Below are 26895 nucleotides of genomic sequence, written 5' to 3'. Positions count from 1 at the left end.
GATTGCCGCAGACCTACCCCGTCACGCCCCCGCGTTCAATTCCGGCTTTTCACCCGCCCCGGACTTTCCCGAGAGGATTTTCTGGTAGAACAGGCCGATGCCGATCAGCACTGCGCCAAGCCCGATGAAGGAGAGCGCACGCAGGATGCCTTCGAGATTGGCCATATCGATCAGGAAGACCTTTACCACCGCGATCAAAACGAGGCCGGCGGAGGCAAGGCGGATGCTCTTGGAATCCAATTTCGAACCGACTGCCAGAAGCAGCACGCCGAGCAGCAGCCAGACCACCGAATAGGTGTAGGTCTCCGACTGGAGGAACCCCTTCCAGTCCGCGATGCCCTCGCCGTGCCAGTAGCGGCGAACCGACAGCGTGACCCAGGCGAAGACCAGCGCGACGCCGGAGAGCGCGAGCAGGATGACATAGGGCATCGGCCGGCGGCCGCGCGCATACCAGGCCAGGCCGCCATAGGCGATGCCGGGCAGCAGGTAGCCGACGAGCAGAAGATCGAGCACCGGCCATTTGCCGAGCAGTTCGCCGGTGAAATACGGGTTGAGGCCGATGAAATGGGCGCTCAGCACCGAGAGCACCGAGAGCCCGCCGACGACCATCGAGCCGTAGCGGAAGACCGGGCTTGGCGATTTCAGGTCGAGCGACATCATGATGGCGGACGCGCCGATGACGAGCAGCGTGTAGGTCGCCTGTTCGCCGAGCGTCGGCACGGAACTGTCGAGCACGCCGCCATTCATGCCGTGGCGCACGAGGATCGCCGCCGTCAGAAGCAGGAAGAGGCTGGCGAGTGCCTGCAGGAGATTGCGGATGCGCTCGCCCGGCCAGCGGCGCAGTTCGAACGCCGAGAGCGCGAGAAGTGCGGCGGGGATGCCGTAGCCGGCGAGGAGTTGGTTGAAGACGGGGGTCTTCGAGAGGTTCACGGCACCGACGATCGTGGGCTCCCAGGCGATGCGGCCGGCGACGACGGCGGCGGCACCCGCCATCAGCCAGGGCAGCACCGGCCAGCGGCGCAGGCGAGTGGCGAAGACGGCGATGGTGCCGAGCAGGATGATGCCGAGCGTGGTCACGAGGCCGTCCGTCAGGGCATGCAGCGCCAGAACGAGGAAGGCGAAGCCGCCGGAGGAAAGCGTCCATTGCGGCAGGAAGAGGCCATACTCCTCTCCTTTTTCGCGCGAAAAGGCTTCCGCGGCGGTGAAGAAGACGAGGCCGAGCAGCGCGGCGAGAAGGCCGTGTTTAACGTCGAAGGAGAGGTTGCCGAAGGTGAAGAAGCTGATAGCGAGTATCGCGAAGGGCACTGTCGGCGCAAGCACACTCCAGAGAGCCGCGAACGCATTGGAGCCTGCCATGCGCAGGCGTATCGCCACGAGGCCGACGGCAGCATAGGCAACCGCGAGAATCAGCAGCAGATTGACCGGCACCGAACCGAGGACAGGCACGGGCAAGACGCTTTCCGCCATCGGCGGCGCGGGGATAACGCCCTCCACCGCTGGCAGCGCGAGACTGCCGAAACCATCGATCAGCCCTTGATCCGGCAGGCCGACCATCGTCACCACGCCGACAAAGGCGGCGACAGCAGACAGGATCGCCGGATAAATCGCCCAGCCGCGCAACGCGCCGAGAATGGCGAGCGCAACGACGACGATAACGAAAGCATAGTCGGCATGGGCAAGCGCCGGAACTGCACTGGCGAGCACCAGTGCAGGAAAGGTCATGGCGAGCGCGCCGGTGAGCGAGACGGCAACGGCCGGCGGGGTGAGCAGATGATCCAGCGCATCGGCCGGCTTGGCATCGACGGGCTGCGGCAGGTCTTCCGCCGTAACACTCCCCGGCCAGATCAGGCCGTGGCCGACGGCGAGCACCAGCAGCGCGACGAGGGCCGGCACCACATCGACGGTGCTTCCCTGCGAGAGATAGAGCACGGCCCACAATGCCATGCCGGCATTGGCAAGCGCCGGCACGACCTGCCAGCGGCGGATGCGCGAGGCGGCAAAGGTCGCAAGCCAGGCGACGATGAGGAAGCCGAACAGGCCCCAGGCGCTCGGCTCTTCCGTCGCGACCAGTGCCGGCGTCAGCATGGAGGCCAAGAGGCCGAGGCCGGCGAGTGCCTGCCCGTGCAGCAGCGAGAGGCCGATCGTCGCGAAGGAGACGGCGGCGAGCAGCACGAAGGCCGTGACCGGGCCGATATAGAAGTAGAACTCGTAGGAGACGTAGGTGACGGCGAAGAGCGTGATGGCGCCGGCGGCCGTCAGCACGCCGGGGATCATGGCGTTCTGGAAGGCATTGGCGATCAGCGGCTGGGTGCGGCGGCGCACGAATTCGCCCGCCGCCATCAGAACCAGGCCGAAAGCGGCGGCCAGCGACAGGCGCACGGCGGGGCTCAGCAGGCCGGCTTCGATGGAATATTTCACCATGAAGATGCCGCCGAGCGCCAGCGCGATACCGCCCACCCAGACGGCCCAGCGCGCACCGATGCGGCTTTCGAAACTTTCCTTCGGCTTGGCCGGCGCGACGGCGGGCGCGGCCACAACCTCTTCCGCCGCCTCGCTGGCGGCAACGGCTTCGGCCGGCGCGGCGGAGGTTTCACCACCGAAGATCGCGCGGCCTGCATCCGCCTCGCCGCTTTTCGCTGCCCAGGGGCTGGCGAAATCGGCCGACGCAGGCTCGTCCGACGCCTCTTCACGCGCGGTTTCAAGCGATTCGGCTTCGGTGGCTGGGAGTGCGATGCCGCCCGCCTTCAGCGCCTCGATCTCACCCTTCAGCCGCATCACCTCTGCGCCGATTTTCTGCGCGCTGTTGCGCGAGGCATTGAGGGTATAGAGCGCGAGGCCGATCGCGACCAGGGAAAGGATTTCGAGCATTACGTCTCCAGCAGGCACAGTCCGGGCGGCGAGACTACCCGGTTTTATCCAAACGCCAAACGGGGTTACGTTTCAGCGCGGTGATCTCTTCGGACCTTCGTTCTTTGTTTTCACGCAATTCCGGACGCAAAACCGCTGCGCACTTTTGCTGGGATTGCGTTATCGCATGAGATTTTCGATGGGGAAGATGGCGCAGGTTTCGGTGCCGTGCGCCAGAAGCTTGCCGTTCCTGTCACGCAGCCAGGCTTCCGAGGTGGCAATGGTGCGGCCGCGATGGACGATCTTTCCCTCGCAGAACACCTCGCCCATACCGGGCAATACGGGCCGCACGAGGTTCAGCTTGAATTCGATGGTCGTATAGGCCTCGCCCGGTTTGATGACGGAGAAGACGGCGCAGCCGAGCGCGGAATCCATCACCGTCGCCGTCCAGCCGCCATGCACCGTGCAGAGCGGGTTGAGGTGATCGGCAGAAGGCATGCCGGAGAAGACGACGCGGCCGTCCTCCACCTCCCGCATCGAGAAGGCGAGCGTCCGGCACATGGGGGGTGCGGGCAGATCGCCCGACAGCATCGCCTTCAGGACCTTCAGGCCGCCGTCACGCTGCACCACGTCGAGCGGCAGCGTGCCGATGCCGCCGACCGTCAGCCCCGGATAGATTTCCACCGTCATGCATGCGCCTCTTCGGGTTGATCGTTTTTCGGTCCGCCGAGCGCCTTCAGCGCCGCCTGCACGAAGCCTTCGCGGGCATTGGCCAGCTCCAGCCCGCGCGGTTCGCAGACATGGCGGTTGAGGAAAAAGGCCGTCAGGCGGAAGCCATCGGCAAGGGCTGCGGCATCGGCTGCGTGCCGGCTTTCATCGCCGAGGAAAGCGGGCAAGGCCAACATCTTCTCCGCCCAGGGCGCGCCCGCGGCACGGGAGACGGCGCGGCCGGATTTCGGCGAGACGTAGCAGAGGTCGTCCTTCGCGCCCGTCGCGACGCATTCGAGCAGATCGAGGCCGAAGCCGAGATCGTTCAGCACGGCGAGCTCGAAGCGGATGAACAGCTCGCCGGCATCGGCGGGCTCATGCAGGTGGCCAAGGATGACGGAGAGCGCTTCGTAGAGATGCGGATGCGGATCGCGCTCCGGCAGGAAGCGCAAGAGCGCCGCCATGGCCTGCACGCCGTAGACGGCGGTCGCCGTTTCCATCAGCCGGCCGGCGCGCAGTTCGAGCGGCTCGACGCGGAACTCGCCGAGATGCTCGTCGAGCCTTGCCCGCCAGGTGACATCGACGGAATTGCCCGGCTGGAGCACCGGCTGCATGGTCCGCGAACGGCCGCCGCGCACCATGCCGAGATGGCGCCCGCGCTCGCGCGTCATCACCTCGACGATCACGGATGTCTCGCCGTGGCGCCGCACGCCCAGAACGATGGCCTCGTCACTCCATTGCATAGAGGAAGCCTTACGCCGTCCGTCGGTTCGCCGCAAGCCGGCGCACTCCTGTCCATGCGTCGGAACGACGCGTGGCGCATCGGCCACACCTAAGCCCTTGCCACAGTTTCGCTTTTTTCTCGCCCTGCCCACGCCGGCTTTGCCCCCGAAGAACCGGCCAAAGGCCGAAAAGGCCAGATTTGAACTTCGAAATGACAGGTGCCGTCTTGATGTGTGTGTTCCGCCCGCTTGCCCTTCTTGCCCTTGCCGCCACGTTGGCCGGCTGCGCCACCACCACGATGGAGGTGAAGAGGAAGGGGCCGGATCCCATGCATGTCGCCATGTACGGACCGCATCCCGACGAGCGGTTCCCCTTGCCGGCGATGGATATCAGCCGCGTGAACCCGAGATATTTCCGCCAGCAGGTCGCCTACCAGACGATGGAGCCGGCCGGCACCATCGTCATCGATACGCAGAACCGCTTCCTCTATCTCGTGCAGGACGGCGGCATGGCGATGCGCTACGGCATCGGCGTCGGCAAGGCGGGACTGGAATTCGAGGGCACGGCGCGCATCGGCCGCAAGGCGGAATGGCCGCGCTGGACGCCGACGCCGACCATGATCAAGCGCGAACCGGAGCGGAACCTGAAATGGGCCGGCGGCATGGAGCCGGGCCTGACCAACCCGCTCGGCCCGCGCGCGCTCTATCTCTACAAGGACGGCAAGGACACGCTGTTCCGCATCCATGGCACATCCGAGCCGTGGTCGATCGGCAAGGCCGTGTCGAGCGGCTGCGTGCGGCTGTTCAACCAGGATATCATCGATCTCTACAGCCGCGTGCCGGCCGGCAGCCGCGTCGTCGTGCTGCAGCACCAGACGCCGGCCAGCGAAACCATGCCGATGGCGGCCGCCGACGGTCTCGTGCCGCCGGCGGCTATTTAAGGATCACCAGGCGTCGGGCTCTCGCACCATGTGCACGATATTGGCCGGATTCATGATCCAGCCGCCCCGGAAGCCCGCACCCAGGTCCTCGACGGCGTCGCAGCGCACGGCGCCGTTCTTCTCCAGATGGTGAAGTGCATCCGCATGGTCGGGCGTGAAAAGCTCGAGCCAGACTTCGGCCTGGCTGTAGTTCGGCGCCTCGTCGATCCACAGCCGGTTCGGGCCGAGTTCGAAGCCGATGGCCGGCGCCTTCGCCTCGAAGGGTTTCAGGCCGACGACATCGCGATAGAAGGCGACGGTTGCCGCGTATTGATGCGTCGGCACCTTCATCGCGATGTTGATGCCGCCTTTGATTTCCGTGCTCATCGCCATCTCCCTCATGTGAAATCTTCCTGCTCGGCGGTCACGACACCCTTGAGTTCGCTTGGGTAATAGCCCTCGCGCAGGTTGATGCCATATTCCACATAGGCCTTCATGCAGGCCAGCATCTGCGACCAGCCCTCGCAGTTCATGTAGGAAGATTTCTGGCCACGGTCGTTTTCGCGCCAGCCGGTCTCGGCGATGGTCACCATCGTGCCGCCGTCGTCGAGCGGCTTGAAGCGCATCTCGACGCGAGTCTTGTAGGGGTCCTCGCCTTCGTCGACCATCGCATCCCAGCGAAAGACGATGAGGGCATTTTCCTCGACCTTGTCGACGATGACAGGCGCCATGCCCCACCAAGTCACAGTGGTCCCTTCGACAAGCGGCGCGCTCGCACCGCCGATCGTCGTGAAATAACCGCTCAGCTTCTTCGGATTGACCACCGCGTCGAAAACCTCGGCAACCGGTTTGCCGATCCGCCCGTTCACACGAAATTCCAGCGTCATGCCGTCCTCCTTGGGGCGCATGGCCCTCCTCTGTCTTGCACCCGATCAAAATACGTTATAAAAATATAACATGTCAAGCGAATCGACCGAGGATGCCGTTTTCAAGGCGCTCGCCAACGGAAAGCGGCGGCAGATGCTGGATGCGATCAAGCACGCACCGCTGACCACCGGTGCGCTGTGCGAAAAATTTCCGGAAATGGATCGCTGCACGGTGATGCAGCATCTGAAGGTGCTGGAAGAGGCCGACCTGATCATTCCCCGCAGGCAAGGCCGCGAGCGCTGGAACCACCTCAACGCGCTCCCCATCCAGGCGATCCATGACCGCTGGATCAGCCAATATGCGGGGCACGCGATGAGCGTGCTTTCGGCATTGAAGGGGGAACTGGAAGGCTGAGGCGCCGCCCTTGCGGCAGCGCCCCGCAAAGATCAGACGGTGGCGGCGATGCGACCGATTTCGGCGATGAGTGCGTTGCGCTCGTCGCCGGAAATGCCGGGCATTTCGACAAAGGCCGAAACGACGATGGCGCCGCGGTTCGGCGACCAGGCGACCGCCACGTCATTGGCATTGCCGGCCTTGTCGCCGTTCGTGCCGGTCTTGTCGCCGGTCATCCAGTCGGCCGGGAAGCCGGCGCGCAGCCGCGTATCGCCCGTCTTGTTCATGACGAGCCAGGCGGCAAGCTGGGCCTTGGAGCGCGGCGAAAGCACATCCGTGAAGACCAGCTTGCGCAGCGTCTCCGTCATTGCGACCGGAGTGGTCGTGTCGCGCTCGTCGTCAGGCGTTTCATGATAGTTGAGCGTCGGCTCGGTGCGGTCGAGGCGGGTGATCTCATCGCCGAAACCGCGCAGGAACGCCGTAACCGCCTTGGGGCCGCCCGACGCGCCGAGCAACAGGTTGGCGGCGGCGTTGTCGCTGAGCGTAATCGTCGCCTCGCAGAGTTCGGCAATCGTGATGCCCTTGCCGCCGACGCGCTTTTCTACCACCGGCGCCCAGTCGACGAGATCCGATTTCTTGACGACGATGCGGCGGTCCAGCGCCTCGTCCTTGCGGTCGATGCGGGCGAGGATATGCCCGGCCAGCAGGGCCTTGAAGGTGCTGCACATCAGAAAGCGCTCGTCGGCGCGGTGGCCGAGCCGGGCGTTCGTCGCGAGATTATGTATGGCAACGCCGATGCGGCCGTCGTGGCGCGCTTCCAGTTCGGCGAGCTGCTCTTGCGGCGTGCCGCCGGAGGCCGCCCCTGCCGCGCCGGCCAGAACCGAAACAGCGGGTATCGCAAGGAGAGCGCCGGCAATCGCCTGCCGGCGTGAAATCGTCATCGTCATAGGTCAATTTTCCTGTCTGCCGGGTCACGGAGCGTTTTGCGCCCGGCCCGTTTGAGCCCGCCCATGGCGCGACTATGCGCAAAGGGGTGGGGCAAAACAAACGACGATTTCTGCCGGCAGCCATTAGGAAAACTAGGGCTTATTTCTTCTTCAGCGCCTCGGCGAAAGCCGCACCGAAGGCCCCCTGCGACGGGGCCTGCTGCTTGGGCGCAGCCTGGCTGAATTTCGGCTTCATCTGGGTGTTCCTGTCGTTGCGCTGGGTGCTGTCACGGTCGGCGGGCGCACCGCCGTCCTTGCGCATGGTAAGACCGATGCGCTTGCGCGGCACATCCACTTCCGTCACGCGCACCTTCACCACATCACCGGCCTTCACCACCTCATGCGGGTCCTTGATGAAACGGTCGGCCAGTTGCGAGACATGCACGAGGCCATCCTGATGCACGCCGATATCGACGAAGGCACCGAAAGCGGCAACGTTGGTGACGGTGCCCTCCAAAAGCATGCCGACCTTCAGGTCCTTGATGTCGTCGATACCGTCGGCGAAGGTCGCGGTTCTGAATTCCGGGCGCGGGTCGCGGCCGGGTTTTTCCAGTTCGGCAAGAATGTCCTTGACCGTCGGCAGGCCGAAGCGCTCATCGACGAAAACCTTGGGATCGAGCTGCTTCAGTGCGGCGCTGTCGCCCATCAGGCTACGCACGTCACGCCCGCAGGCGGCGACGATCTTTTTCGCCACGCCATAGGCTTCCGGGTGCACCGAGGAGGCGTCGAGCGGCTCCTTTCCATTCGGAATGCGCAGGAAGCCGGCGGCCTGCTCGAAGGTGCGTGCGCCGAGGCGGGGGACCTTCATCAGTTCCTTGCGGCTCTCGAAGGGGCCGTTGGCGTCACGATGCGCGACGATCGCTTCCGCCGACGATTTCCCAAGGCCGGACACACGGGCGAGCAGCGGCGCGGACGCCGTGTTGAGATCGACACCGACGGCGTTCACCGCGTCTTCCACGACGGCATCGAGCGAACGGGAGAGTTTGCCCTGGTCGACATCGTGCTGGTACTGGCCGACGCCGATCGATTTCGGCTCGATCTTCACCAGCTCGGCCAACGGATCCTGCAAGCGGCGCGCAATCGAGACGGCGCCGCGCAGGGAGACGTCGAGGTTCGGAAATTCGGCGGCTGCGGTTTCCGAGGCCGAATAGACCGAGGCGCCGGCTTCCGAAACAATGACCTTGGTGGGCTTGGCGCCCGGAAGCTGCGCCAGCATGTCGGCGACCAGCTTTTCCGTCTCACGGCTGCCCGTGCCGTTGCCGATGGAGATCAGCTCGACCTTGTGTTTGCGGATAAGAGAAGCAAGCTCGGCCTGCGTGCCGCGCACGTCGTTTTTCGGCGGGAACGGATAGACCGTCGTCGTCTCGACCACCTTGCCGGTATTGTCGACAACGGCGACCTTGACGCCGGTGCGGATGCCCGGATCGAGGCCCATCGTGGCGCGCGTTCCTGCGGGAGCGGCGAGCAGCAGGTCCTTGAGGTTGCGGGCGAAAACGCGGATCGCCTCTTCCTCCGAACGCTCGCGCATCTCGCGCATCAGGTCGAGCGACAGCGACATGGAGAGCTTTACGCGCCAGGTCCAGCCGATGACCTCGGCCAGCCACTTGTCGCCCGGCTTCGTGCCGACCGCATAGAAGGAGGCGATGATGCGCTCGACCGGCTTGACCGGCTCGGTGCTGTCCTGATCGACGACGATATCGACCGACAGGAACTCCTCGTTCCAGCCGCGCAGCATCGCGAGCGCCCGGTGGCCGGGCACGGTCGCCCAGCGCTCGGTATGGTCGAAATAATCGGAAAACTTCGCGCCGGCCTCCTGCTTGCCCTCGACCACGCGCGAGCGCAGGAAGGCATTTGCCTTCATGTATTCGCGCAGGCGCTTCAGGAGATCGGCATTTTCCGTCAGCTGTTCAGCAACGATGTCGCGCGCGCCTTCCAGCGCCGCTTTCACATCCGGCACCTCGGCCGAGAGGAATGTTTCGGCCAGCTCCGCCGGCACCAAAGCGCGGTCGGCAAGGATCTGCTCGGCAAGGCCCCCAAGGCCACGCTCTCGGGCGATCTCCGCCTTGGTGCGACGCTTCGGCTTGTAGGGCAGGTAGATGTCCTCGAGCTCGGCTTTCGTCATCACGGCGGCGATCTTACCGGCAAGCTCGTCCGTCAGCTTGCCCTGCCCCGCGACGCTGTCGAGGATCGAGGCGCGGCGGGCTTCCAGTTCGCGCAGATAGGTCAGACGTTCGGAGAGCGTGCGCAGTTGCGTGTCGTCGAGACCGCCGGTCACTTCCTTGCGGTAGCGCGCGATGAAGGGCACCGTCGCCCCCTCGTCCAAGAGCCCGACGGCGGCGGAAACCTGCGCGGCGCTCGCCTTGATCTCGGATGCGATCAGGTTTGCGATCTTCTGCGGTGTCGGGGCCATGATGAACTCCTCTGGCTGGCAAGCGGGCGGCGACCATAGTGCGCGGCCGCAAACAGGCCAATCGCAGGGGGGATGGGCCGTCGCCACGTCCACAACATATATCACGGCCTTGCCGAAGGCGCAGAAGCGCATCAGGGTTGAGCGGACAGAAACAGGAGCTTACCGGTTGTAACGCTTCATAAAGCCTTGCCGCCTATCTTGTCCCCGTAGGGGAAACGGGGCCTTCGGCATGCGCGGCGCATTCTTTGCAGCAGTCTCACTGACGGCCTTCGCCACGGCTGCTCCCGCGGGCGCGGCCACGCTCAACCTGCTCATCTGGGAATCCTATATCGACACGCAGATCCTCAAGGATTTCTCGGTCGAGACGGGCGTCGAGGTCCGCCAAACCTTCTACGACAGCGGCGACGCGCGCGACGAAATCCTTGCCGATCCCAACAGCAATGTCGACGTGGTTCTCACCAACGAGAACGGCGCACGGCTCTATGGCAACCGCGGCGTCATCATGGCGCTGGACAGCCAGATGGTGCCGTCGCTGAAGGACTATGCCGACAGCTGGACGAAACGCTGCGGCGGCTTCGGCGTGCCCTATCTCTGGGGCACGATGGGCATCCTCTACCGCTCGGACAAGATCACGACGCCGCCCACCTCCTGGGCCGACATGATGAAGCCCGCAGAGAGCCTGCGCGGCCACATCGCCATGTATGACGACCATGCCGAGGCCTTCGTTGCACCGCTGGCGCTGCTCGGGAAGTCCGTCAACGCCAATGACAACGAAACGCTGAAGGCGGCCTATGAGCTGATGAAGGCGCAGGTGCCCTATGTGCTCACCTACGATTATGTCATCACCTCCATCCAGAACGCCGACAAGGGGCCGAACATCTGGATGGCGCTCGGCTATAGCGGCGACCAGTACACGCTGAACGACAAGGTCTCTTCGCCCGGTCTCTGGCGCTATGTCGTGCCGAAGGAAGGCACGCTCTCCTGGCTCGACTGCGTTTCCGTCAGCGCGCGCTCGCAAAACAAGGATCTCGCGCTCAAGCTGGTCGATTATATCAGCAATGCCAAGAACGGCGCCCGCAACGCCATCAAACTCAACATGCCGACCGCCAGCACCGCCGCTTTGGCACTGCTGCCGGAAGACATGCGCTCCAATCCCGAAATCTATGCCGCACCGGAAATCCTGGCCAAAAGCCAGTTTCAGGAGGAGCTGACCGTGCAATCGGTGCAGGCCCGCCGCCGCATCATCAGCAGTCTGGCCAAGATCAGTGACGCTCGGTAAACGCGCCCTCTCCCTCATTTTCCCCGTCATCCTGGCCGGCTACGTGCTCGCGGCGTCGCTGATCTATTACGTGCAGAGCGCCTCGGTCATCGGGCTGGAGCGCGCGCGCCTGTGGCAGCAGATGGGCCTCCTGACCGCCGTCTTCCAGAACGAGGTGACGCAGAACCGCAGCCTGATCTATTCGCTCGTCGAAGGCGGCGCCGTGCGCCTTTTCGTCAACGAGCCGGACGCCGCATATCGCTCGAATGCGCTGGGCGTGCGCCTGCAGCAGAGCATCACCTCGCTCTCCGACGACGGCAAGAAATTCATCTCGGTCGCCATCATCCGCCCACCGCTGACGGTCGACTACTACTATGAAAACAGCGACGATCCCTTCGCCGAGATCACGCGCCAGCAGGTCGAGCATGCCCGCCAGGTGATCGCGAGCCCGCGGCTGTCCTCCTGGAGCTATCTCAATGTCGACGGCCTAGAGCCGTTGATCGTGCATTCGGAATTCATCGATCCGCTGACCTTCAACCGCCCCGTCGCCAGCGCAAAGAACGGCGCGATCCTGGTGCAGACCGCCGTCAGGCCAAAGCTATTTCTCGACATGAAGCGGGCGCTGGAGAAGGAATACGGTGCCCAGATCGAAATCGGCCAGCACCAGCTTCTCGCCCAGGGCGCGCTGTCGGCCACCGCGACGCTCAGCCCTTCGCTCTTCGCGCGTCTGACGCCGGATCCGACCTTCCTGAATGAGCGGCTCTGGACGCTGAAATCGCTGCTGGCGCTCGGTGCCATCGCGCTCAGCCTGTGCACCATCATCCTCGTGCTCGGCCTCGTGCGCCGCTACATCACCAATCCCATCGCCCGCCTCGACCGCCAGCTCACCGACGTGATGACCGGCAGCCGCAGCGCCCTGCCCGACATGAACGAGGCCGGCGAGATCGGCCGCCTGTCGGCCAACGTCAAGCGCCTGCACGACCATTCGATGCAATCCTTCGATCTCGTGCGCAATGCCTCGTGGACCGATACGCTGACGGGCATTTCCAATCGCGAATATTTCAACATTCGCTCCACGCAAATCCTCGAAGAGGCCGAAGCCGAGGATATCGGCTGCACGCTTCTCTTCATCGATGTGGACAACTTCAAATTCGTCAACGACAAACACGGCCACAAGATCGGCGACGAGCTTCTAAAGGTTCTCGCCGCCCGCATTTCGGCGATCGTCGCGCGCGCCGTCAGGGAACGTGGCCTGCCGGATGGTCTGTTCGCGCGCCTTTCCGGCGACGAATTCGCCATCATGCTGCGCTGCCAGCCGGGCAGCGGCACGATCACGGAAACATCGAACCAGATCCTGGCGCTGTTCGGTGAAGGGTTCGAGGTGCTGGACAAGGCCTATCCCGTCACCGCCAGCATCGGCATCGCCGTCTATCCCGAGGACGCCCGCACCCTGCCCGAGCTCGTCGCCAATGCCGATGCCGCCATGTACCAGGCGAAGTCGCAGGGCAAGAACGGCTCGGCGCGCTATTCCCGCTCGCTGCACGAGAAGCGCAACCGCCAGCGCCGCATCGAGGAAGAGCTGCGCGTGCTCGATCCCGACCGCGAATTCCACCTCGTCTACATGCCCATCGTCGACGGTCACGGCAAGGTGATGGGCTGCGAGGCGCTGCTGCGCTGGACTTCCCCGGTGCTCGGCCGCGTGACGCCGGACGAGTTCATCCCGATTGCCGAAACGACCGGCCTGTTCAGCAAGATCGACTGGTGGGTAATCGACCGGGCGATGGCCGAATACGGCCAGATCAAGAAGCTGTTCGGCGCCGAAACGATCCTCTGCATCAACATCTCCTCGGCCGAGCTCTACACCAAGTCGATCAGCGATCATTTCTGCGATTGCGCGGACCGACATCGCGTCGACCCGCGCGTCATCGAGATCGAGCTGACCGAGACCTTCGCCGTCAAGCTCGGCGAGCAGTCGCGCCGCAACATCGAAATCCTGCGCAGCCGCGGCTTCCGCATCTCGATCGACGATTTCGGCGCCGGTTACACCTCGGTTCAGCAGATCATCGAGTACCCGGCCGAGACCATCAAGCTCGACCGCGAGCTGGTGGAAAGCCTCACCCGCTCGGCCGCCCTGCCGACGTTGCGCGCGCTCGTGGCGCTCTGCCATGCCCAGGACATGTCGGTGATCGCCGAAGGTGTCGATACGACGGAGAAGATGGGCCTGCTCGCCGCCGCCGGCTGCGACTTCTACCAGGGCTATCTCATCTGCAAACCGCAGCCGCTCGAAGACCTCGGCATCTGGGCCATGCAGCGATTGGTGGAAAAGGCCCGCGATGCGGCGCACAGCCCGGAGCGTCGGGCGCGGGCGTAGTTGGATTCCAGCCCCTCATCCGGCCTGCAGGCCGCCTTCTCCCCGCAAGCGGGGCGAAGGGATAAGCCGCACCGTTTTCTCCCGCCAATGCCCGCTCACAGGGCAAGTCCCCTCTGCCCGCTTGCGGGGAGAGGGTTAAGGTGAGGGTGAGGGTGAGGGGCTTAATCCTCGCGCCAAACTCTCAAGACGTCGGGAAATCCAACCCCATTTCGCGGAAGCGGGCCGGGTCGTCGCCCCAGTTCTCGCGCACCTTCACGAAGAGGAAGAGGTGCACGGTCTGCTCGAGGATCTCAGACAGTTCCTTGCGGGATGCCGTGGAGATCGCCTTGATCGCGTCGCCGTTCTTGCCGAGCGCGATCTTCTTCTGGCTGTCGCGCTCGACATAGATGACCTGTTCGATGCGCACCGAGCCGTCCTTGCGCTCTTCCCACTTTTCCGTCTCGACATGCGAGGAATAGGGAAGCTCCTGATGGAGGCGCAGAAACAGTTTTTCGCGGGTGATTTCCGCTGCGAGTTGGCGCATCGGCAGGTCGGAAATTTGATCCTCCGGATAGTACCACGGTCCCTCCGGCAGCGCGGCGGAGAGGTAGTCCATCACGTCTTCGCAGCCCGAGCCGTTCAGTGCCGAGATCATGAAGGTGCGCTCGAACTTGACGACCTCGTTGACGGCCGCCGTCAGCTTCAAAAGGTCTTCCGGCTTGACGCGGTCGACCTTGTTCAGCACCAGGATCTTCGGCTGGTGGACTTCCTTCAGGCCTTCCAGGATCGTCTCGGCGTCGCCCTTCAGGCCGCGCTCGCTGTCGATCAGGAACATGATGAAGTCGGCATCCTTGGCGCCGCCCCAGGCCGTCGTGACCATGGCGCGGTCGAGCCTGCGGCGTGGCTTGAAGATGCCGGGCGTGTCCATGAAGACGATCTGGGCATTGTTGTGAATGGCGATGCCGCGCACGATGGCGCGCGTCGTCTGCACCTTATGGCTGACGATCGACACCTTGGCGCCGACGAGGCGGTTGACCAGCGTCGACTTGCCGGCATTGGTCGCGCCGATCAGCGCCACGAAGCCCGAATGGGTCGGGCCCGCGCCAGTATCGCCATTCTCGGCGGGGATGTTCGTTTCTTCGGTCATGATGTCCGTTTATTCCGCGCCGCTGCCCTTGGGCCAGACGCCTTCGCGTTCCAGAATCTTCGTTGCGGCCGCCTGTTCGGCGGCCCGTTTCGAGCGGTCGATGCCGGTTTCCGGCTTCACGCCCTTGATCTCCACCGTCACGGTGAAGCGCGGGTCGTGATCCGGGCCGGAGCGTTCGTCCACCTTGTAGTTCGGCGTCAGGCCGAAGCGGGCATGCGCCCATTCCTGCAATTCGGTCTTGGCGTCGCGCCGCGCGCCTTCCGCGCGGGCCGCCCTGCCCTCCCAGTTGCGCAGGATGAAGCCGCGCGCGGCTTCCAGCCCGCCGTCGAGATAGATCGCGGCGATCAGCGACTCTACCACATCGGCGCGCACATTCAGCATGGCTTTTCCGGTGAGCTTTTTCACATCCGCGCCGGTGCGGATGAAGCGGTGCAGGCCAAGGTCGTCGGAAACCGCCGCGCAGCTTTCGGCGCTGACCAGCTGGTTCAGGCGAACGGAAAGCTCGCCCTCCTTGGCATCGCGGAAGGTGCGGAACAGCATCTCGGCGACGCAGAGCCCGAGCACGCGGTCGCCGAGGAATTCGAGCCGTTCGTAGTTGCTGCCTTTTCCCGGCCGGGCGCTCGCATGCGTGATCGCCCGGTCGAGACGGTCCTTGTCGGTGAAGGCGTAGCCGATCAGGTCTTCGAGAGCCTTGCGGTTAACGTCGTTCAGCGGAATGGCGCCCTTCATTCAACGACCTTGAACAGGCGGTCCCAACGCAGGTTCGTCGGCCACTTCCAGATTTCGCTGAAGGACGTGTCATGGCCGAGCGAGAAGAAGATCAGGCTGGCGCGGCCGATCAGGTTCTCGGCCGGCACGAAACCGACGTCGAAACGGCTGTCTGCCGAGTTGTCGCGGTTGTCGCCCATCATGAAATAATGGCCTTCGGGCACGATGAATTCGCGCGTGTTGTCGCCGACCGTACCGGGGCGCGTGTCGAGCGTGTCGTAGGTCACGCCGTTGTCGAGCGTTTCGCGGAAGACCGGAACGTCCTCGCCGGTATCGTACTGGTCGTCGGCGCGGAAGAAGCCATTGTGCTCGCGCGGCACGGCGACGCCGTTGACATAGAGTTCGCTATCCTTGACCTGGATGCGGTCACCCGGCAGGCCGACGAGGCGCTTGATGTAGTCGATATCCGGGTTCGGCGGGAAGCGGAAGACGACGATGTCGCCGCGCTTCGGCTCGCTCGCAAAAATGCGGCCGGAAAACAGGTTCGGCGAGAACGGCAGCGAATATTTCGAATAGCCGTAGGAGAACTTGTTGACGAAGAGGTAATCGCCGACGAGCAGCGTCGGCATCATGGAGCCGGACGGGATCGTGAAGGGCTGGAAGAGCACCGTGCGGATCACCACGGCAAGCAGCAGCGCCTGGATGATGACCTTGACGTTTTCCCACAGGCCGCCTTCGGCCTTTTCTGTCTTCTCTGCCACGCCGGACTTTTCCTTATTTGCGAACATTTGGCCCTCTATAGAGGAAAGGTTGTCTGTTGGAAATCGCGTCGGTCAAAAAGACGCGGGGATCCGGTTATCCGGGCGTTGCAGACGGCAGCGCTTCGATGATCACGAAAGCCTGGGCCAGCGGAAAGTCGTCGGTGATGGTGATGTGGATGCGGGCCTCATGGCCCGCGGGAAGCATCTGCTTCAGCCGTTCCAGCGCCCCGCCCGTCAGCTTCATCGTCGGCTTGCCGCCCGGCAGGTTGACGACGCCCATGTCCTTCCAGAACACGCCCTGCGCCAGGCCCGTTCCAAGCGCCTTAGAACAGGCCTCCTTGGCGGCGAAGCGCTTGGCATAGGAGGCCGCGCGGTTCTTGCGCCCGTCGGATTTCGTCCGCTCGATCTCGGTGAAGCAGCGATCGGTGAACCGCGTGCCGAAGCGCTCCAGCGACTTCTCCACCCGGCGGATGTCGATGAGGTCGCTGCCGATGCCGATGATCATAGGGTTGTTTCTCCGGGGGAAAGGGCGGTGCGGGTCGGGGAAAGCCCGGCGCGCTGCAGGAGGCGCGCATGACGCCGCGCCTTGAAGGAGCGCACGGCAAAGCGCGTCACGCCATAGCCGATGGCGGCCGTCACGAGGCCGAGAAGACCGGCACCGGCAAGCATCGGCTTCAGGACGGGCTGCCAGAGTTCGGACAGCTGAAGGTGCTCCAGCCGGTGGAAGAGTTCAGCTGCCGTCACCGCCTCGCTGGAGGTGATGCCGAGAAGGGCCTCGCCGACCCGGAAGGTCGCGAGCGCAATCAGCGGAATGGTGAGCGGATTGGCGATGGTCGTGGCAAGCCCTGCGGCCAGCAGGTTGCCGGCCATCAGATAGGCGAGCGCCATGGCCAGAATGATATGGAAGCCCAGGAGCGGCGTGAAGGCGGAGAATATGCCGGCGGCAACACCTGCGGCCACCGCATGCGGCGACGCGGACAGGCGCAGGATTCGCTTGGCAAGGTAGCGCGCCGGACGCGTCAACCCCTTGCGCGGCCAGAAGAATTCGCGCAACCGGTCGGCCATCGAGGCCTTTTTTCGGCGTCTGAACAACATGCCCAAGACATAGCCGATCCGTTAGTGGCATTTCAATGGCGCCGACATGGGGCGCCGACGGGCGACCATCATGGCGCCACGGGCGGCCGTGGCGCACCCTGTGCGCCACTCGATCTCAAGATTTAGAAAGACTTGCGGAACAGGCCGCGGTCGATCTGACGCTGGCGATATTCCAGGTCGATCCGGTCGATGGCGCCATTGAGATAGGCGATTTCGCGCTCTTCGGAGTTCGGTACACGCAGGGCGCGGGCGAAGTTCTTGATCTGCTTCAACATGGTAAACCTCTTTCGGTTACCTCCCGACGCAGAAGATAGGATGAGACACCCAAAGGCACCAGCGACACTATTCCAATACAGCCATGCATAAGGCGCATAACGACTGGTCAAATCTTGGGCAATCCTGCCTTATTCAAGGCAGGATGCCACATTTTTGCATGGAAACTGTCATGTAAACACGCGGCTGATCGTCGAGACGCACTGAAGCTCCTTGAGCTGGCCCATCAACTGGTTCAGCTGGCGGAGATCCCAGACCTCGAGATCGATGTGCACCTCGGTGAAGTCCGTCGCCACCCGCGTCATCGACATGGAGCGGATGTTGACGTCGCTGGTGGCGATCGTCTGGGTGACTTCGGCGAGCGTGCCCGGTTCGTTCAGCGCGTTGATCATGATGCGCGCCATGAAACGGGTGTTGTTGGCCTCGTCGAGATCCCAGCGCACGTCGATCCAGCGTTCGGGCTCGTCGTCGAACTTCTGCAGCGCCGGCGACTGGATGGGGTAGATCGTGATGCCCTTGTCCTTCTCCATGATCCCGATGATACGATCGCCCGGCACGGCGCCGCCGGCGGAGAAATGCACCTCGGCATTGCCGGAGAGGCCGCGGATCGGCAGGGCTTCGGGGCCGGTTTCGGTCTCTGCGCCCTCCAGTGCGGATTTCGCCTTGCCAGGCAGCTTGAAGACCATGCCGGCGGCGCTGCGCATGTTGAACCAGCCCTCCTCCGTGTTGGGCTTCACGGTCACGCGCTCGTCCTGGTAATCCGGGAAGACGGCGCGCAGCACGTCGAGCGAGGACAGTTCGCCGCGGCCGACGGACGCGATGGCGTCCTCGACATCCTTCTGGCCGAGCCGGTGCAGCACCGGCTTCAGGCCATCCCGCGAGAAGGATTTTCCGGCGCGGTCGAAGGTGCGTTCCAGAATGCGATAGCCGAGGCCGGCATATTGTTTTCGCACGGCGGCGCGGGTGGCGCGGCGAATGGCGGCGCGCGCCTTGCCGGTGACGACGATCTCTTCCCAGGCCGGCGGCGGCACCTGAATGCCGGAGCGGATGATCTCCACCTCGTCGCCGTTGGAGAGACGTGTCACGAGCGGCATGATGCGGCCGTTGATCTTGGCCCCGACGCAGGTATCACCGACATTGGTGTGCACGGCATAGGCGAAATCGATAGGGGTGGCGCCGCGCGGCAGCGTGATCAGCTGGCCCTTCGGCGTGAAGGTGAAGACCTGGTCTTGGAAGAGTTCGAGCTTGGTATGCTCGAGGAACTCCTCCGGGTTGTCGCCTTCGGCCAGCGCCTCGATCGTCCGACGCAGCATGGCATAGGCATTGGAGCGCGGCGAGGTCGTGCGAACTTCGCCGATCACCACTTCCTTGTCCTTGTAGAGCGAATGCGCCGCGATACCGTATTCGGCGATCTCGTGCATGCGCTTGGTGCGGATCTGCAGCTCGATACGCTGGCGCGAGGGGCCGACGATGGTGGTGTGGATCGACTGGTAGTCGTTCTGCTTTGGCGTCGAGATATAGTCCTTGAAGCGGCCCGGCACGACGCGCCAGCGCGTGTGCACGATGCCGAGCGCGGCGTAACAGGCCGGGACGTCATCCACGAGGATGCGGAAGGCGTAAACGTCGGAGAGCTGTTCAAAGGACAGCGACTTAGACTGCATCTTGCGAAAGACCGAATAGACCGTCTTCTGCCGTCCCTTGACGAGCGCGTCGTCGAGACCGTTGACCACCAGCAATTCGCGCAGCTCGTCCTCGATCTTGCGGATGAGGCCTTCGTTGCGGCGCGAAAGCTCCTCCAGCTTCTTCGTGACGGTCTCGAAGGCTTCCGGATTGATATGGCGGAAGGAGAGGTTTTCCAGCTCCTCGCGCATGTCCTGCATGCCCATGCGGCCGGCGAGCGGCGCATAGATATCCATCGTCTCCTCGGAGATGCGGGCGCGCTTTTCCGGCGTCATATGATCCAGCGTGCGCATGTTGTGCAGCCGGTCGGCGAGCTTGACGAGCAGCACGCGCACGTCGTCGGAAATCGCAAGCAAGAGCTTGCGCAGGTTCTCCGCCTGCTTGGCCTTCTTGGAAACCAGATCGAGCTTCTTGATCTTGGTGAGGCCCTCGACCAGCGCGCCAATATCCTCGCCGAACAGTTCGTCGATTTCGCCGCGCGTCGCGCTGGTGTCCTCGATCGTGTCGTGCAGCAGGGCGACCGCGATCGTCGATTCGTCGAGGCGCATGTCGGTCAGGATGGCGGCGACTTCGAGGGGATGGGAAATATAGGGATCGCCGCTCGCCCGCTTCTGCTGCCCGTGCTTCTGCATCGCATAGACATAGGCCCTGTTCAGCAGGGCCTCGTTGACGTCGGGCTTGTACTTCTGAACCCGTTCGACGAGTTCATATTGGCGCATCATTCTCGATCGGCTCCCTCCCCGCGCGGCGGGGCAAAAAAAAGTGCGCCCCAACCATAAGAGGGGCGCACCGGCATTCGCAATATCAAAGGTTTCGGTAAGTTACCGAAATCAGTAATCGTCGCTCTTTTCCGGCGGTACGAGACCTTCGATACCGGCCAGCAGCTCTTCTTCCGACATGCGGTCGAAGGTGATGGTTTCCGGCTGGTCCTCGTCCTCGTCGACGGCGGCCGTCGTGGATGTCGTCTCGGCAGCCAGGCTTGCCGGATCGGGCTCGGGCTCGTCCACTTCGACATGCTTTTGCAGCGAGTGGATCAGATCTTCCTTAAGGTCGTCGGGCGAAAGCGTTTCGTCGGCGATTTCACGCAGAGCAACGACGGGGTTCTTGTCGTTGTCGCGGTCGATGGTGATGGCGGCGCCCTGCGAGATGAGGCGGGCGCGATGGCTTGCAAGCAGAACCAGCTCGAAGCGGTTGTCTACCTTGTCAATGCAATCTTCAACGGTGACACGGGCCATTGCCTGTCCTTTGTGATCAAGAATTTCAGGAGTTTGCATGCCCGATACAGGCAAAGCAGGAAAAATTCAAGTTTTTCCTTCCTTATCCCCTCATCTGCGTGTCATAAGCCTGCCCATGTAATTTGCGGTTGAATCTTGACGTTACGTCAGGCTGGAAGTCCAAATATCCGACAAATGAGATAAGGCGCGGGAACTGTTCTCCAATTCCGAAGCCGTTGAATTTGCTGAAACGTTGCCGGCGACAAAAATCGTATCCGCAACCTAGGTTTGCTTGGAAAGCGTCTTCGGCTGCCCTAAATGAAGATTATATGAAAAAGAGGTAATTCAACCGGCCAGTGCATCCGAAAGGGCCGGAACATGTTCAAAACTAACCTGTTTAACTCAACTTCTACTTAAAAGGATTTCCCGATATGTTCGACCCCCGCGAGAAAATCGCCCTCTTCATCGACGGTGCAAATCTCTATGCGGCTTCCAGAACACTCGGCTTCGACATCGACTACAGGAAGCTTCTGAAGGCCTTCCAGAAACGCGGCTACCTGCTGCGCGCCTATTACTACACAGCCCTCATCGAAGACCAGGAATATTCCTCTATCCGCCCGCTGATCGATTGGCTCGACTATAACGGCTACAAGGTCGTCACCAAGCCGGCCAAGGAATTCACCGACTCGCTTGGCCGCCGCAAGATCAAGGGCAATATGGACATCGAGCTTGCGATCGATGCCATGGAGCAGTCCGAGACGGTCGACCATCTCGTCATCTTCTCCGGCGACGGCGATTTCACCACGCTGGTCGAGGCTTTGCAGCGCCGGGGCCGCAAGGTTTCCGTCGTTTCCACGATGCAGACCCAACCGCCGATGATTGCCGACGACCTGCGCCGCCAGGCCGACTATTTCATCGACCTCGGAACGCTGAAGGCCGAAATCGGCCGCGACCCCTCCGAGCGCCCGCAGCGCAATGTCGAGCCGGTGGACAACGTCGCCGAATAGCCCTTCCGTCGCCGGCTTGCTTCACGAACGTCCCGCTCCGGGACGTTCATGCGTTCAGGACCTCGGGCGCGCTTTACCTTCAGGTTCCTCGACACACACTGAAATTCTGAAGGCTTCAATGTTCCGTTAAACATTGATTCAAATGCGCCCCCGGACCATTAATGTTCCGCAAGACTCTCCTGATATTCCCATTGCCGTACAGTCATTTCGCATTGGGACATCTCGCAACATGGTGGACGCAGTCTCGCTTTCGGGCAACAGCTACCGGGCAGCATTGAACGCGCTCGACGTGCGTTCGGCGACGCCTGCGGCGGAACCCCGCCCCGCAGCCTCCGCCCTTGCCGCGCTCACCGTGCCACGGCCCGTCACGCAGGTCTCGACACCGTCGGAGACCGCCGAGGACATCGGCGACCTCAGCTTCCTCTACGCACCGAACGGCCAGCCGGGCATTTCCAACGTCCCCGTTTATGCCGTGCCGTCCACCCAGGCGACAGGCGAAGCCCGCGTTTCCGCCGAGCGCAACCCGACGGCGCGCCTGGCGATCGAGAGCACAGACCTTAACGCCCTGCTCTCGTCTTTCCTCGCTCCGCGCACGCCAAGCGCCAACCCGGCCCCCTCGCCGGACGTGCCCACCGAGACGACCGGCGCAGACCTTGCCCGCACCGCCCAGCAGTCGGTCATCACGCAGCTTTACGCGCAGTTCTAAATTTCATTTTGAAATAGGATGCGCGCCGGCCTGATCGCTGGCGCTTGCGAACGACGTCAGCCCCGATCGCGCAGCAGGCGGCCCTTCTGGCGGTTCCAGTCGCGTTCCTTCTCGGTCTCGCGCTTGTCGTGCAGCTTCTTGCCCTTGGCAAGCGCAAGCTCGAGCTTGGCCCGGCCGACATCGTTGAAATAGACCTTCAGCGGCACAAGCGTCATGCCCTCGCGGTTGATCGCGATGCGCAGGCGATGGATCTCGCGCTTGGAGAGCAGCAGTTTGCGGCGGCGGCGAGTCTCGTGGTTGAAGCGGTTAGCCTGCAGATATTCCGGCAGGTAGGAATTGATCAGCCAGATCTCGCCGCCCTCGTCCGAAGCGTAGGATTCCGCGATGTTCGCCTTGCCTTCACGCAGCGATTTGACCTCCGTGCCGGTCAGAACCAGACCGGCCTCGTAGGTGTCTATGATCTCGTAATTGAAGCGGGCCTTGCGGTTTTCCGCTACGATCTTCTTGACCGTCGCCGGGCGTGCTTTTGTTGCCATATCAGTTCAGCAGGCCGGCATGGCGCAGCGCCGCGTCGATCGCTGCCTCCGTTGCCGGTTCCAGAGTGGGCAGAAGCGGCGAACGCACGAAGCGGTTCATGCCGCGGGTACGGTTCAGCGCGTATTTCGCGCCGCAAAGACCTGGCTCCAGGAAGATCGCCTTGTGAAGCGGCATCAGCTTGTCCTGATGGTCCAGCGCCTTGGCGTAATCACCCGCCAGTGTGGCTTCCTGGAATTCGGCGCAAAGGCGCGGTGCGACATTGGCCGTGACCGAGATGCAGCCGACGCCGCCATGGGCGTTGAAGCCGAGCGCAGTCGCGTCCTCGCCGGAAAGCTGGACGAAATCCTTGCCGCAGGTGATGCGCTGCTCGGACACGCGCTCGATCTTGCCCGTCGCATCCTTGACGCCGATGATCGAGGGATGCGCCTTGTGCAGCGCGCCCATCGTTTCCGGCATCATATCGACGACGGAACGGCCGGGAATGTTGTAGATGACGATCGGCAGCTTCACGGCGCCGGCAATTGCCGAATAATGGGCGAAAAGGCCCTTCTGCGTCGGCTTGTTATAATAAGGAGTGACGACGAGAACCGCGTCCGCACCGGCTTTTTCGGCGTGCTGGGCGAGATCGATCGCTTCCTTGGTATTGTTCGAGCCTGCACCCGCAATGACTGGAACGCGGCCCTTCGCCACCTTGATGCAAAGTTCCACCACCCGTTTGTGCTCGTCATGGGACAGCGTCGGCGACTCGCCGGTGGTGCCCACCGGAACGAGACCGTGGCTGCCCTCACCGATCTGCCATTCGACATGAGCCGCGAACGCGTCTTCATCGACGGCGCCGGCATCGGTAAAGGGGGTAACGAGTGCGGGAAGGGATCCCTTGAACATCCAGAACTCCTGAGGCCAGAGCCGCCCGTGGGCTTACATGCTTTGGCCGTATTCCGTGGTTAAAAACGCTGGCACAATAGTCGGGCGACGGTCATGCGGCAAGCGTCGCGACGGGCGTTTTTCATGCACAAACAAGGCGGAATTGGCTCTGGGACACGAATATTCGTTTCACCTGATCCGTCGCCTGGGATGAAGCCCCCTTCACGGCTTAGTGAGATGAGCGATTAAGGTTTCGTTAAGGCAACAAAGGGTTAATGAGTGTTCACAAACAGGCGGAAAGTCACGCGCCGACGCGTCGCCTGCCATGGCATCCGGGATGTAGCATGATCTCGACGAACAGTTTTGCCCTTTGCGCCTTGCTGCTTGCCGGTATTGCCGGGCTTTCGCTGCGCTCATCGCCCGTCGAGGCCGACAACACCGCCGACATCAAGCCGCTCGGCTTTGCCGCCGAGATGCCCTCGAAGGATGTCATCACCAGCGCCATTCCGCGCGCCGACAGCGTGCCGGTGGTGAGCGCCGAATTGCGCGAGGGGCTCGACGCCCTCTCCAATCGTGACGCAGCGGCGGCGATCGCCGCACGCGACCGCCTGCCCTCCTCCAGCCTCGACCGGCACATCCTGACCTGGGCGATTGCCGTTTCCGGCCAGCGCGGCGTGCCCTCCTGGGAGATCGCCAAGGCCCAGCGCGAGCTGAAAGGCTGGCCGGGTCTGACGGTGCTGCGTGCCAATTCCGAAAAGGCGATGGCGCGGGAAAACCCGGCGACGGCAGATGTGCTCGCCGCCTTCGGCACCACAAGGCCGGAGACGGCCGAGGGCGCCATCGTGCTGTCGCGCGCGCTCGTCGCGACGGGTGATACGCCGCGCGCGACGAACATCCTGCGCTCGTTCTGGCAGAAGGACGCGCTCTCCAAGGATGTCGAGGACACGATTCTTGCCGAATTCGGCAGCCTGCTCAGCGTCGAGGACCATAAGACGCGCATGGAGATGCTGCTGTATCGCGAGCGCGCCGATCAGGCGCAGCGTTTCGGCGATCTCGGCAAGGCGCAATCGCTCTACCGCGCCTGGGCGGCGGTCATCCGCAAGAGCAAGAATGCCGGTGACCTGATCAAGGCCGTGGATGCCAGCTGGCAGAAGGATCCGGCCTATACGTTCCTGCGCATCCGCGACCTGCGCGGCAAGCAGGACTATCGCGCGGCAGCAAAGCTCTTTGCCTCGATGCCGGAGGACCCTGCCCGCCTCATCGATCCCGGTGCCTGGTGGAACGAGCAGCGCATCGTGAGCCGCGGCCTTGCCGATCTCGGCGACTACCGCGATGCTTACAATGTCGCCGCTCGGCACGGAGCGGACGATCCGACCGATATCGTCGAGGCGGAATTTCATGCCGGCTGGTATGCCCTGCGCGATCTCGGCGATGCGAAGATAGCCGCAAGCCATTTCCAGCGCATCCTGCAAACCTCCGACCGGCCGCTTTCGGTCTCCCGTGCCTGGTACTGGCTCGGGCGGGCCGCCGAAAAGGGCGGGCCGGGCGACGCGAAGGACTATTTCGCCAAAGCTGCGAATTTTCCCGGCACTTTCTACGGCCAGCTTGCCGGCGCGCGGCTTGGCCGCAAGACGCTGAACGTCACCTATCCCATACCGACGGCGGAAGAGCGCGCCAGTTTCAACCAGCGTGAGGCCGTGCAGGCCATCGCCCGTCTCCAGGCTGCCGGCCACGGCTGGCGGGGCGACAGTCTCTACCGCGCGCTGGCCGGCGAGCTGATGAGCCCGGGCGAGCTCGCGCTGCTTGCGGCGCAGGCCGAAAAGGGCGGCAACCACCAGCTTTCGCTGCAAATCGGCAAGATCGCCTTCGGCCGCGGCATCGATGTCGCGGCCCTTGCCTTCCCCATAGGCGTCATTCCTGACGGCGCCAATATTGCGGGCTCCGGCAAGGCGCTCGCCTATGCGATCGCGCGGCAGGAGAGCGCCTTCAACCCCGCCGCCGTCTCGCCCGCCAATGCGCAGGGTCTGCTACAGCTGATGCCGGGCACGGCGCAGGGCGTCGCCAAACGCTACGGCCTTGCCTATTCCAAGGAACGGCTGACGACGGACGCCGCCTATAATGCCACGCTCGGCGCGCATTATCTCGGCGAGCAGATCAGCGATTTCGGCGGTTCCTATGTACTGACCTTCATCGCCTACAATGCCGGCCCGCGCCGCGTGCCGCAGTGGATCAAGCGCTATGGCGATCCGCGCGGCAAGCCGGTCGACGAGGTGGTCGACTGGATCGAGCGCATCCCTTTCTCCGAAACCCGCGGCTATGTGCAGCGCGTGATGGAGAACTACCAGGTCTACAAGACCCGCCTCGGCCAGACCGCCGATATCGAGCACGATCTCAGCGTCGGCCGCTGAGGCCATATTTCAGGATGACTTGCCGGCAGAATTGGCGATGATGTCTTCCCATTCACTGGTAAGGCACGCGCATGAACTCTTCGGACGCAGCGGCATTCCGCGATATCTTCTTCTCAAGCGAAGACGGACTGAGGCTTCATGCCCGTGATTATCCGGCGGGACAGACACGGGAAAGCAGCGAGCGCCTGCCGGTCATCTGCCTTCCCGGCCTCAGCCGCAACGCGCGCGACTTTCACCAGCTCGCCTTGCTGCTCGCCCATCATCCGGAAAAGTCGCGCCGTGTCATCGCCGTGGATTATCGCGGTCGCGGCCTTTCCCAATACGATCCCAATCCCGTGAATTATAATGTAATGGTGGAATGCAGGGATGTCATTGCGCTCTGCGACCTGCTCGGCCTGAAGCAATGCCTCTTCATCGGCACGTCACGCGGCGGGCTGATCCTGCATATCCTGGCTGCACTGCGGCCGGACCTCATAGCGGCGACCGTGCTGAACGACATTGGCCCGGTGATCGAAGTTGAAGGCCTGATCGAAATCCGGGATTACCTCGGCCGCCGCTCGACGTTCTCATCCTTCGAACAGGCTGCCGACGCTTTGGCGGCGCTTCACGGCCAAACCTTCCCGACTCTTGCCCTGGCCGACTGGGTCGAGATGGCCCATGCGCTCTATACAAGGCGTAACGGCTTCCTCGTCGCCGACTACGATTCCGCCTTGAACGACCAACTCCAAGCCATCGACTTCCGCAAGCCGCTGCCGACCCTATGGCCGCAGTTCGAAGTTCTCGCTGAAAAGCCGATGCTGGTCATACGCGGCGAGCATTCAAAACTTTTTTCCGCTGAAACGCTTCAGGCGATGGCGGAAGACCGAGCACAAGTCCTCGCGCAAACCGCACCCGGCCAAGGCCACGCACCCCTCCTCCACCACGAAGACGTCTTTCCCTCGCTGTCCGTATTCCTTTCGGAACTTTGAAACGCGACCGCGACGAGCAATCAGCGACACGACGAGGTGGTTGAGGCTTTAACCGACAAGCCGCAA

Annotated in this window: 25 protein-coding genes; 8 read left to right on the top strand and 17 right to left on the bottom strand. The window is 63.3% G+C overall.

Annotated elements, in window-relative coordinates; all coding sequences use genetic code 11:
* Window positions 1–21 precede the first annotated feature (21 nt).
* The 3 genes from ACOZKU_RS26315 to recO form a co-directional block, all read right to left on the bottom strand.
* Window positions 22–2868, bottom strand: a complete 2847-nt coding sequence (locus ACOZKU_RS26315; protein ID WP_421581386.1) for a DUF2339 domain-containing protein — start codon at window positions 2866–2868, stop codon at window positions 22–24.
* A 159-nt stretch (window positions 2869–3027) separates the two neighbouring features.
* A complete protein-coding gene (locus tag ACOZKU_RS26310) occupies window positions 3028–3537 on the bottom strand; it encodes a PaaI family thioesterase (RefSeq protein WP_421581385.1) in 510 nt (169 codons plus the stop codon).
* Complete coding sequence (gene recO / locus ACOZKU_RS26305) at window positions 3534–4298, bottom strand: DNA repair protein RecO (RefSeq protein WP_421581384.1); 765 nt, start codon at window positions 4296–4298, stop codon at window positions 3534–3536. Before recO ends, ACOZKU_RS26310 begins: the two co-directional genes overlap by 4 nt.
* Before the next feature lie 209 nt (window positions 4299–4507).
* Between recO and ACOZKU_RS26300 the strand changes: the two genes are divergently transcribed.
* Entirely contained in the window at window positions 4508–5218 is a 711-nt protein-coding gene (locus tag ACOZKU_RS26300; RefSeq protein WP_314087771.1) for a L,D-transpeptidase, read from the top strand.
* Window positions 5219–5221: 3 nt separating this feature from the next.
* Here ACOZKU_RS26300 and ACOZKU_RS26295 read toward each other — a convergent pair whose 3' ends face one another.
* Together ACOZKU_RS26295 and ACOZKU_RS26290 are read right to left on the bottom strand one after the other, a co-directional pair.
* Window positions 5222–5584 (bottom strand): hypothetical protein, encoded by a 363-nt coding sequence (locus ACOZKU_RS26295; protein WP_421581383.1) that lies wholly within the window; start codon window positions 5582–5584, stop codon window positions 5222–5224.
* An 11-nt stretch (window positions 5585–5595) separates the two neighbouring features.
* Complete coding sequence (locus tag ACOZKU_RS26290) at window positions 5596–6084, bottom strand: SRPBCC domain-containing protein (protein WP_421581382.1); 489 nt, start codon at window positions 6082–6084, stop codon at window positions 5596–5598.
* A gap of 70 nt (window positions 6085–6154) precedes the next feature.
* Between ACOZKU_RS26290 and ACOZKU_RS26285 the strand changes: the two genes are divergently transcribed.
* Window positions 6155–6478, top strand: a complete 324-nt coding sequence (locus tag ACOZKU_RS26285) for a metalloregulator ArsR/SmtB family transcription factor (RefSeq protein WP_314087765.1) — start codon at window positions 6155–6157, stop codon at window positions 6476–6478.
* Window positions 6479–6510: 32 nt separating this feature from the next.
* Here the strand turns inward: ACOZKU_RS26285 and bla are convergent, their stop codons facing one another.
* Together bla and ACOZKU_RS26275 are read right to left on the bottom strand one after the other, a co-directional pair.
* Window positions 6511–7404 (bottom strand): BKC/GPC family carbapenem-hydrolyzing class A beta-lactamase, encoded by an 894-nt coding sequence (gene bla, locus ACOZKU_RS26280; protein ID WP_421581381.1) that lies wholly within the window; start codon window positions 7402–7404, stop codon window positions 6511–6513.
* 139 nt (window positions 7405–7543) lie between these two features.
* Complete coding sequence (locus tag ACOZKU_RS26275; RefSeq protein WP_421581380.1) at window positions 7544–9853, bottom strand: Tex family protein; 2310 nt, start codon at window positions 9851–9853, stop codon at window positions 7544–7546.
* 229 nt (window positions 9854–10082) lie between these two features.
* Here ACOZKU_RS26275 and ACOZKU_RS26270 point away from each other — a divergent pair, with 229 nt between their 5' ends.
* Window positions 10083–11132 (top strand): polyamine ABC transporter substrate-binding protein, encoded by a 1050-nt coding sequence (locus tag ACOZKU_RS26270; protein ID WP_421581379.1) that lies wholly within the window; start codon window positions 10083–10085, stop codon window positions 11130–11132.
* Entirely contained in the window at window positions 11119–13482 is a 2364-nt protein-coding gene (locus ACOZKU_RS26265; protein ID WP_421581378.1) for a putative bifunctional diguanylate cyclase/phosphodiesterase, read from the top strand. Before ACOZKU_RS26270 ends, ACOZKU_RS26265 begins: the two co-directional genes overlap by 14 nt.
* A gap of 181 nt (window positions 13483–13663) precedes the next feature.
* Here ACOZKU_RS26265 and era read toward each other — a convergent pair whose 3' ends face one another.
* From era to rpoZ, 8 genes are all read right to left on the bottom strand, one after another.
* Window positions 13664–14608, bottom strand: a complete 945-nt coding sequence (era, locus tag ACOZKU_RS26260; protein ID WP_314087751.1) for a GTPase Era — start codon at window positions 14606–14608, stop codon at window positions 13664–13666.
* A gap of 9 nt (window positions 14609–14617) precedes the next feature.
* Window positions 14618–15337 (bottom strand): ribonuclease III, encoded by a 720-nt coding sequence (rnc, locus tag ACOZKU_RS26255; protein ID WP_421581377.1) that lies wholly within the window; start codon window positions 15335–15337, stop codon window positions 14618–14620.
* Entirely contained in the window at window positions 15334–16104 is a 771-nt protein-coding gene (gene lepB, locus ACOZKU_RS26250; RefSeq protein WP_199564140.1) for a signal peptidase I, read from the bottom strand. Before lepB ends, rnc begins: the two co-directional genes overlap by 4 nt.
* Before the next feature lie 67 nt (window positions 16105–16171).
* On the bottom strand, window positions 16172–16582 hold the full coding sequence (gene acpS / locus ACOZKU_RS26245; RefSeq protein WP_421581376.1) for a holo-ACP synthase: 411 nt from the start codon (window positions 16580–16582) through the stop codon (window positions 16172–16174).
* Window positions 16579–17142, bottom strand: coding sequence for a DUF2062 domain-containing protein (locus ACOZKU_RS26240; RefSeq protein ID WP_421581375.1), 564 nt, complete (start codon window positions 17140–17142; stop codon window positions 16579–16581). Before ACOZKU_RS26240 ends, acpS begins: the two co-directional genes overlap by 4 nt.
* Window positions 17143–17294: 152 nt before the next feature.
* A complete protein-coding gene (locus ACOZKU_RS26235; RefSeq protein WP_117369271.1) occupies window positions 17295–17447 on the bottom strand; it encodes a DUF3563 family protein in 153 nt (50 codons plus the stop codon).
* A gap of 168 nt (window positions 17448–17615) precedes the next feature.
* On the bottom strand, window positions 17616–19847 hold the full coding sequence (locus ACOZKU_RS26230) for a bifunctional (p)ppGpp synthetase/guanosine-3',5'-bis(diphosphate) 3'-pyrophosphohydrolase (protein ID WP_314087737.1): 2232 nt from the start codon (window positions 19845–19847) through the stop codon (window positions 17616–17618).
* 108 nt (window positions 19848–19955) lie between these two features.
* A complete protein-coding gene (gene rpoZ, locus ACOZKU_RS26225) occupies window positions 19956–20360 on the bottom strand; it encodes a DNA-directed RNA polymerase subunit omega (RefSeq protein WP_421581374.1) in 405 nt (134 codons plus the stop codon).
* A gap of 410 nt (window positions 20361–20770) precedes the next feature.
* On the opposite strand from rpoZ, the gene ACOZKU_RS26220 reads away from it, so the two are divergent.
* A complete protein-coding gene (locus ACOZKU_RS26220; RefSeq protein WP_314087732.1) occupies window positions 20771–21346 on the top strand; it encodes an NYN domain-containing protein in 576 nt (191 codons plus the stop codon).
* A 229-nt stretch (window positions 21347–21575) separates the two neighbouring features.
* Window positions 21576–22052 (top strand): hypothetical protein, encoded by a 477-nt coding sequence (locus tag ACOZKU_RS26215; RefSeq protein WP_421581373.1) that lies wholly within the window; start codon window positions 21576–21578, stop codon window positions 22050–22052.
* Between the two features lie 56 nt (window positions 22053–22108).
* Here ACOZKU_RS26215 and smpB read toward each other — a convergent pair whose 3' ends face one another.
* Both smpB and dapA read right to left on the bottom strand, forming a co-directional pair.
* Window positions 22109–22588, bottom strand: coding sequence for an SsrA-binding protein SmpB (gene smpB, locus ACOZKU_RS26210; RefSeq protein WP_314087726.1), 480 nt, complete (start codon window positions 22586–22588; stop codon window positions 22109–22111).
* Between the two features lies 1 nt (window position 22589).
* Entirely contained in the window at window positions 22590–23474 is an 885-nt protein-coding gene (gene dapA / locus ACOZKU_RS26205; protein WP_421581372.1) for a 4-hydroxy-tetrahydrodipicolinate synthase, read from the bottom strand.
* A 323-nt stretch (window positions 23475–23797) separates the two neighbouring features.
* Here dapA and ACOZKU_RS26200 point away from each other — a divergent pair, with 323 nt between their 5' ends.
* Both ACOZKU_RS26200 and ACOZKU_RS26195 read left to right on the top strand, forming a co-directional pair.
* Window positions 23798–25861 carry a lytic transglycosylase domain-containing protein gene (locus tag ACOZKU_RS26200; protein WP_421581371.1) on the top strand — a complete coding sequence of 688 codons (2064 nt, stop codon included), beginning with the start codon at window positions 23798–23800 and terminating at the stop codon, window positions 25859–25861.
* Between the two features lie 71 nt (window positions 25862–25932).
* Window positions 25933–26829, top strand: a complete 897-nt coding sequence (locus tag ACOZKU_RS26195; protein WP_421581370.1) for an alpha/beta fold hydrolase — start codon at window positions 25933–25935, stop codon at window positions 26827–26829.
* Window positions 26830–26895 lie beyond the last annotated feature (66 nt).

It is taken from the genome of Shinella sp. M31, from assembly GCF_049199205.1.
Taxonomy (GTDB): domain Bacteria; phylum Pseudomonadota; class Alphaproteobacteria; order Rhizobiales; family Rhizobiaceae; genus Shinella.
This window is presented reverse-complemented; position numbering and strand designations above follow the sequence as displayed.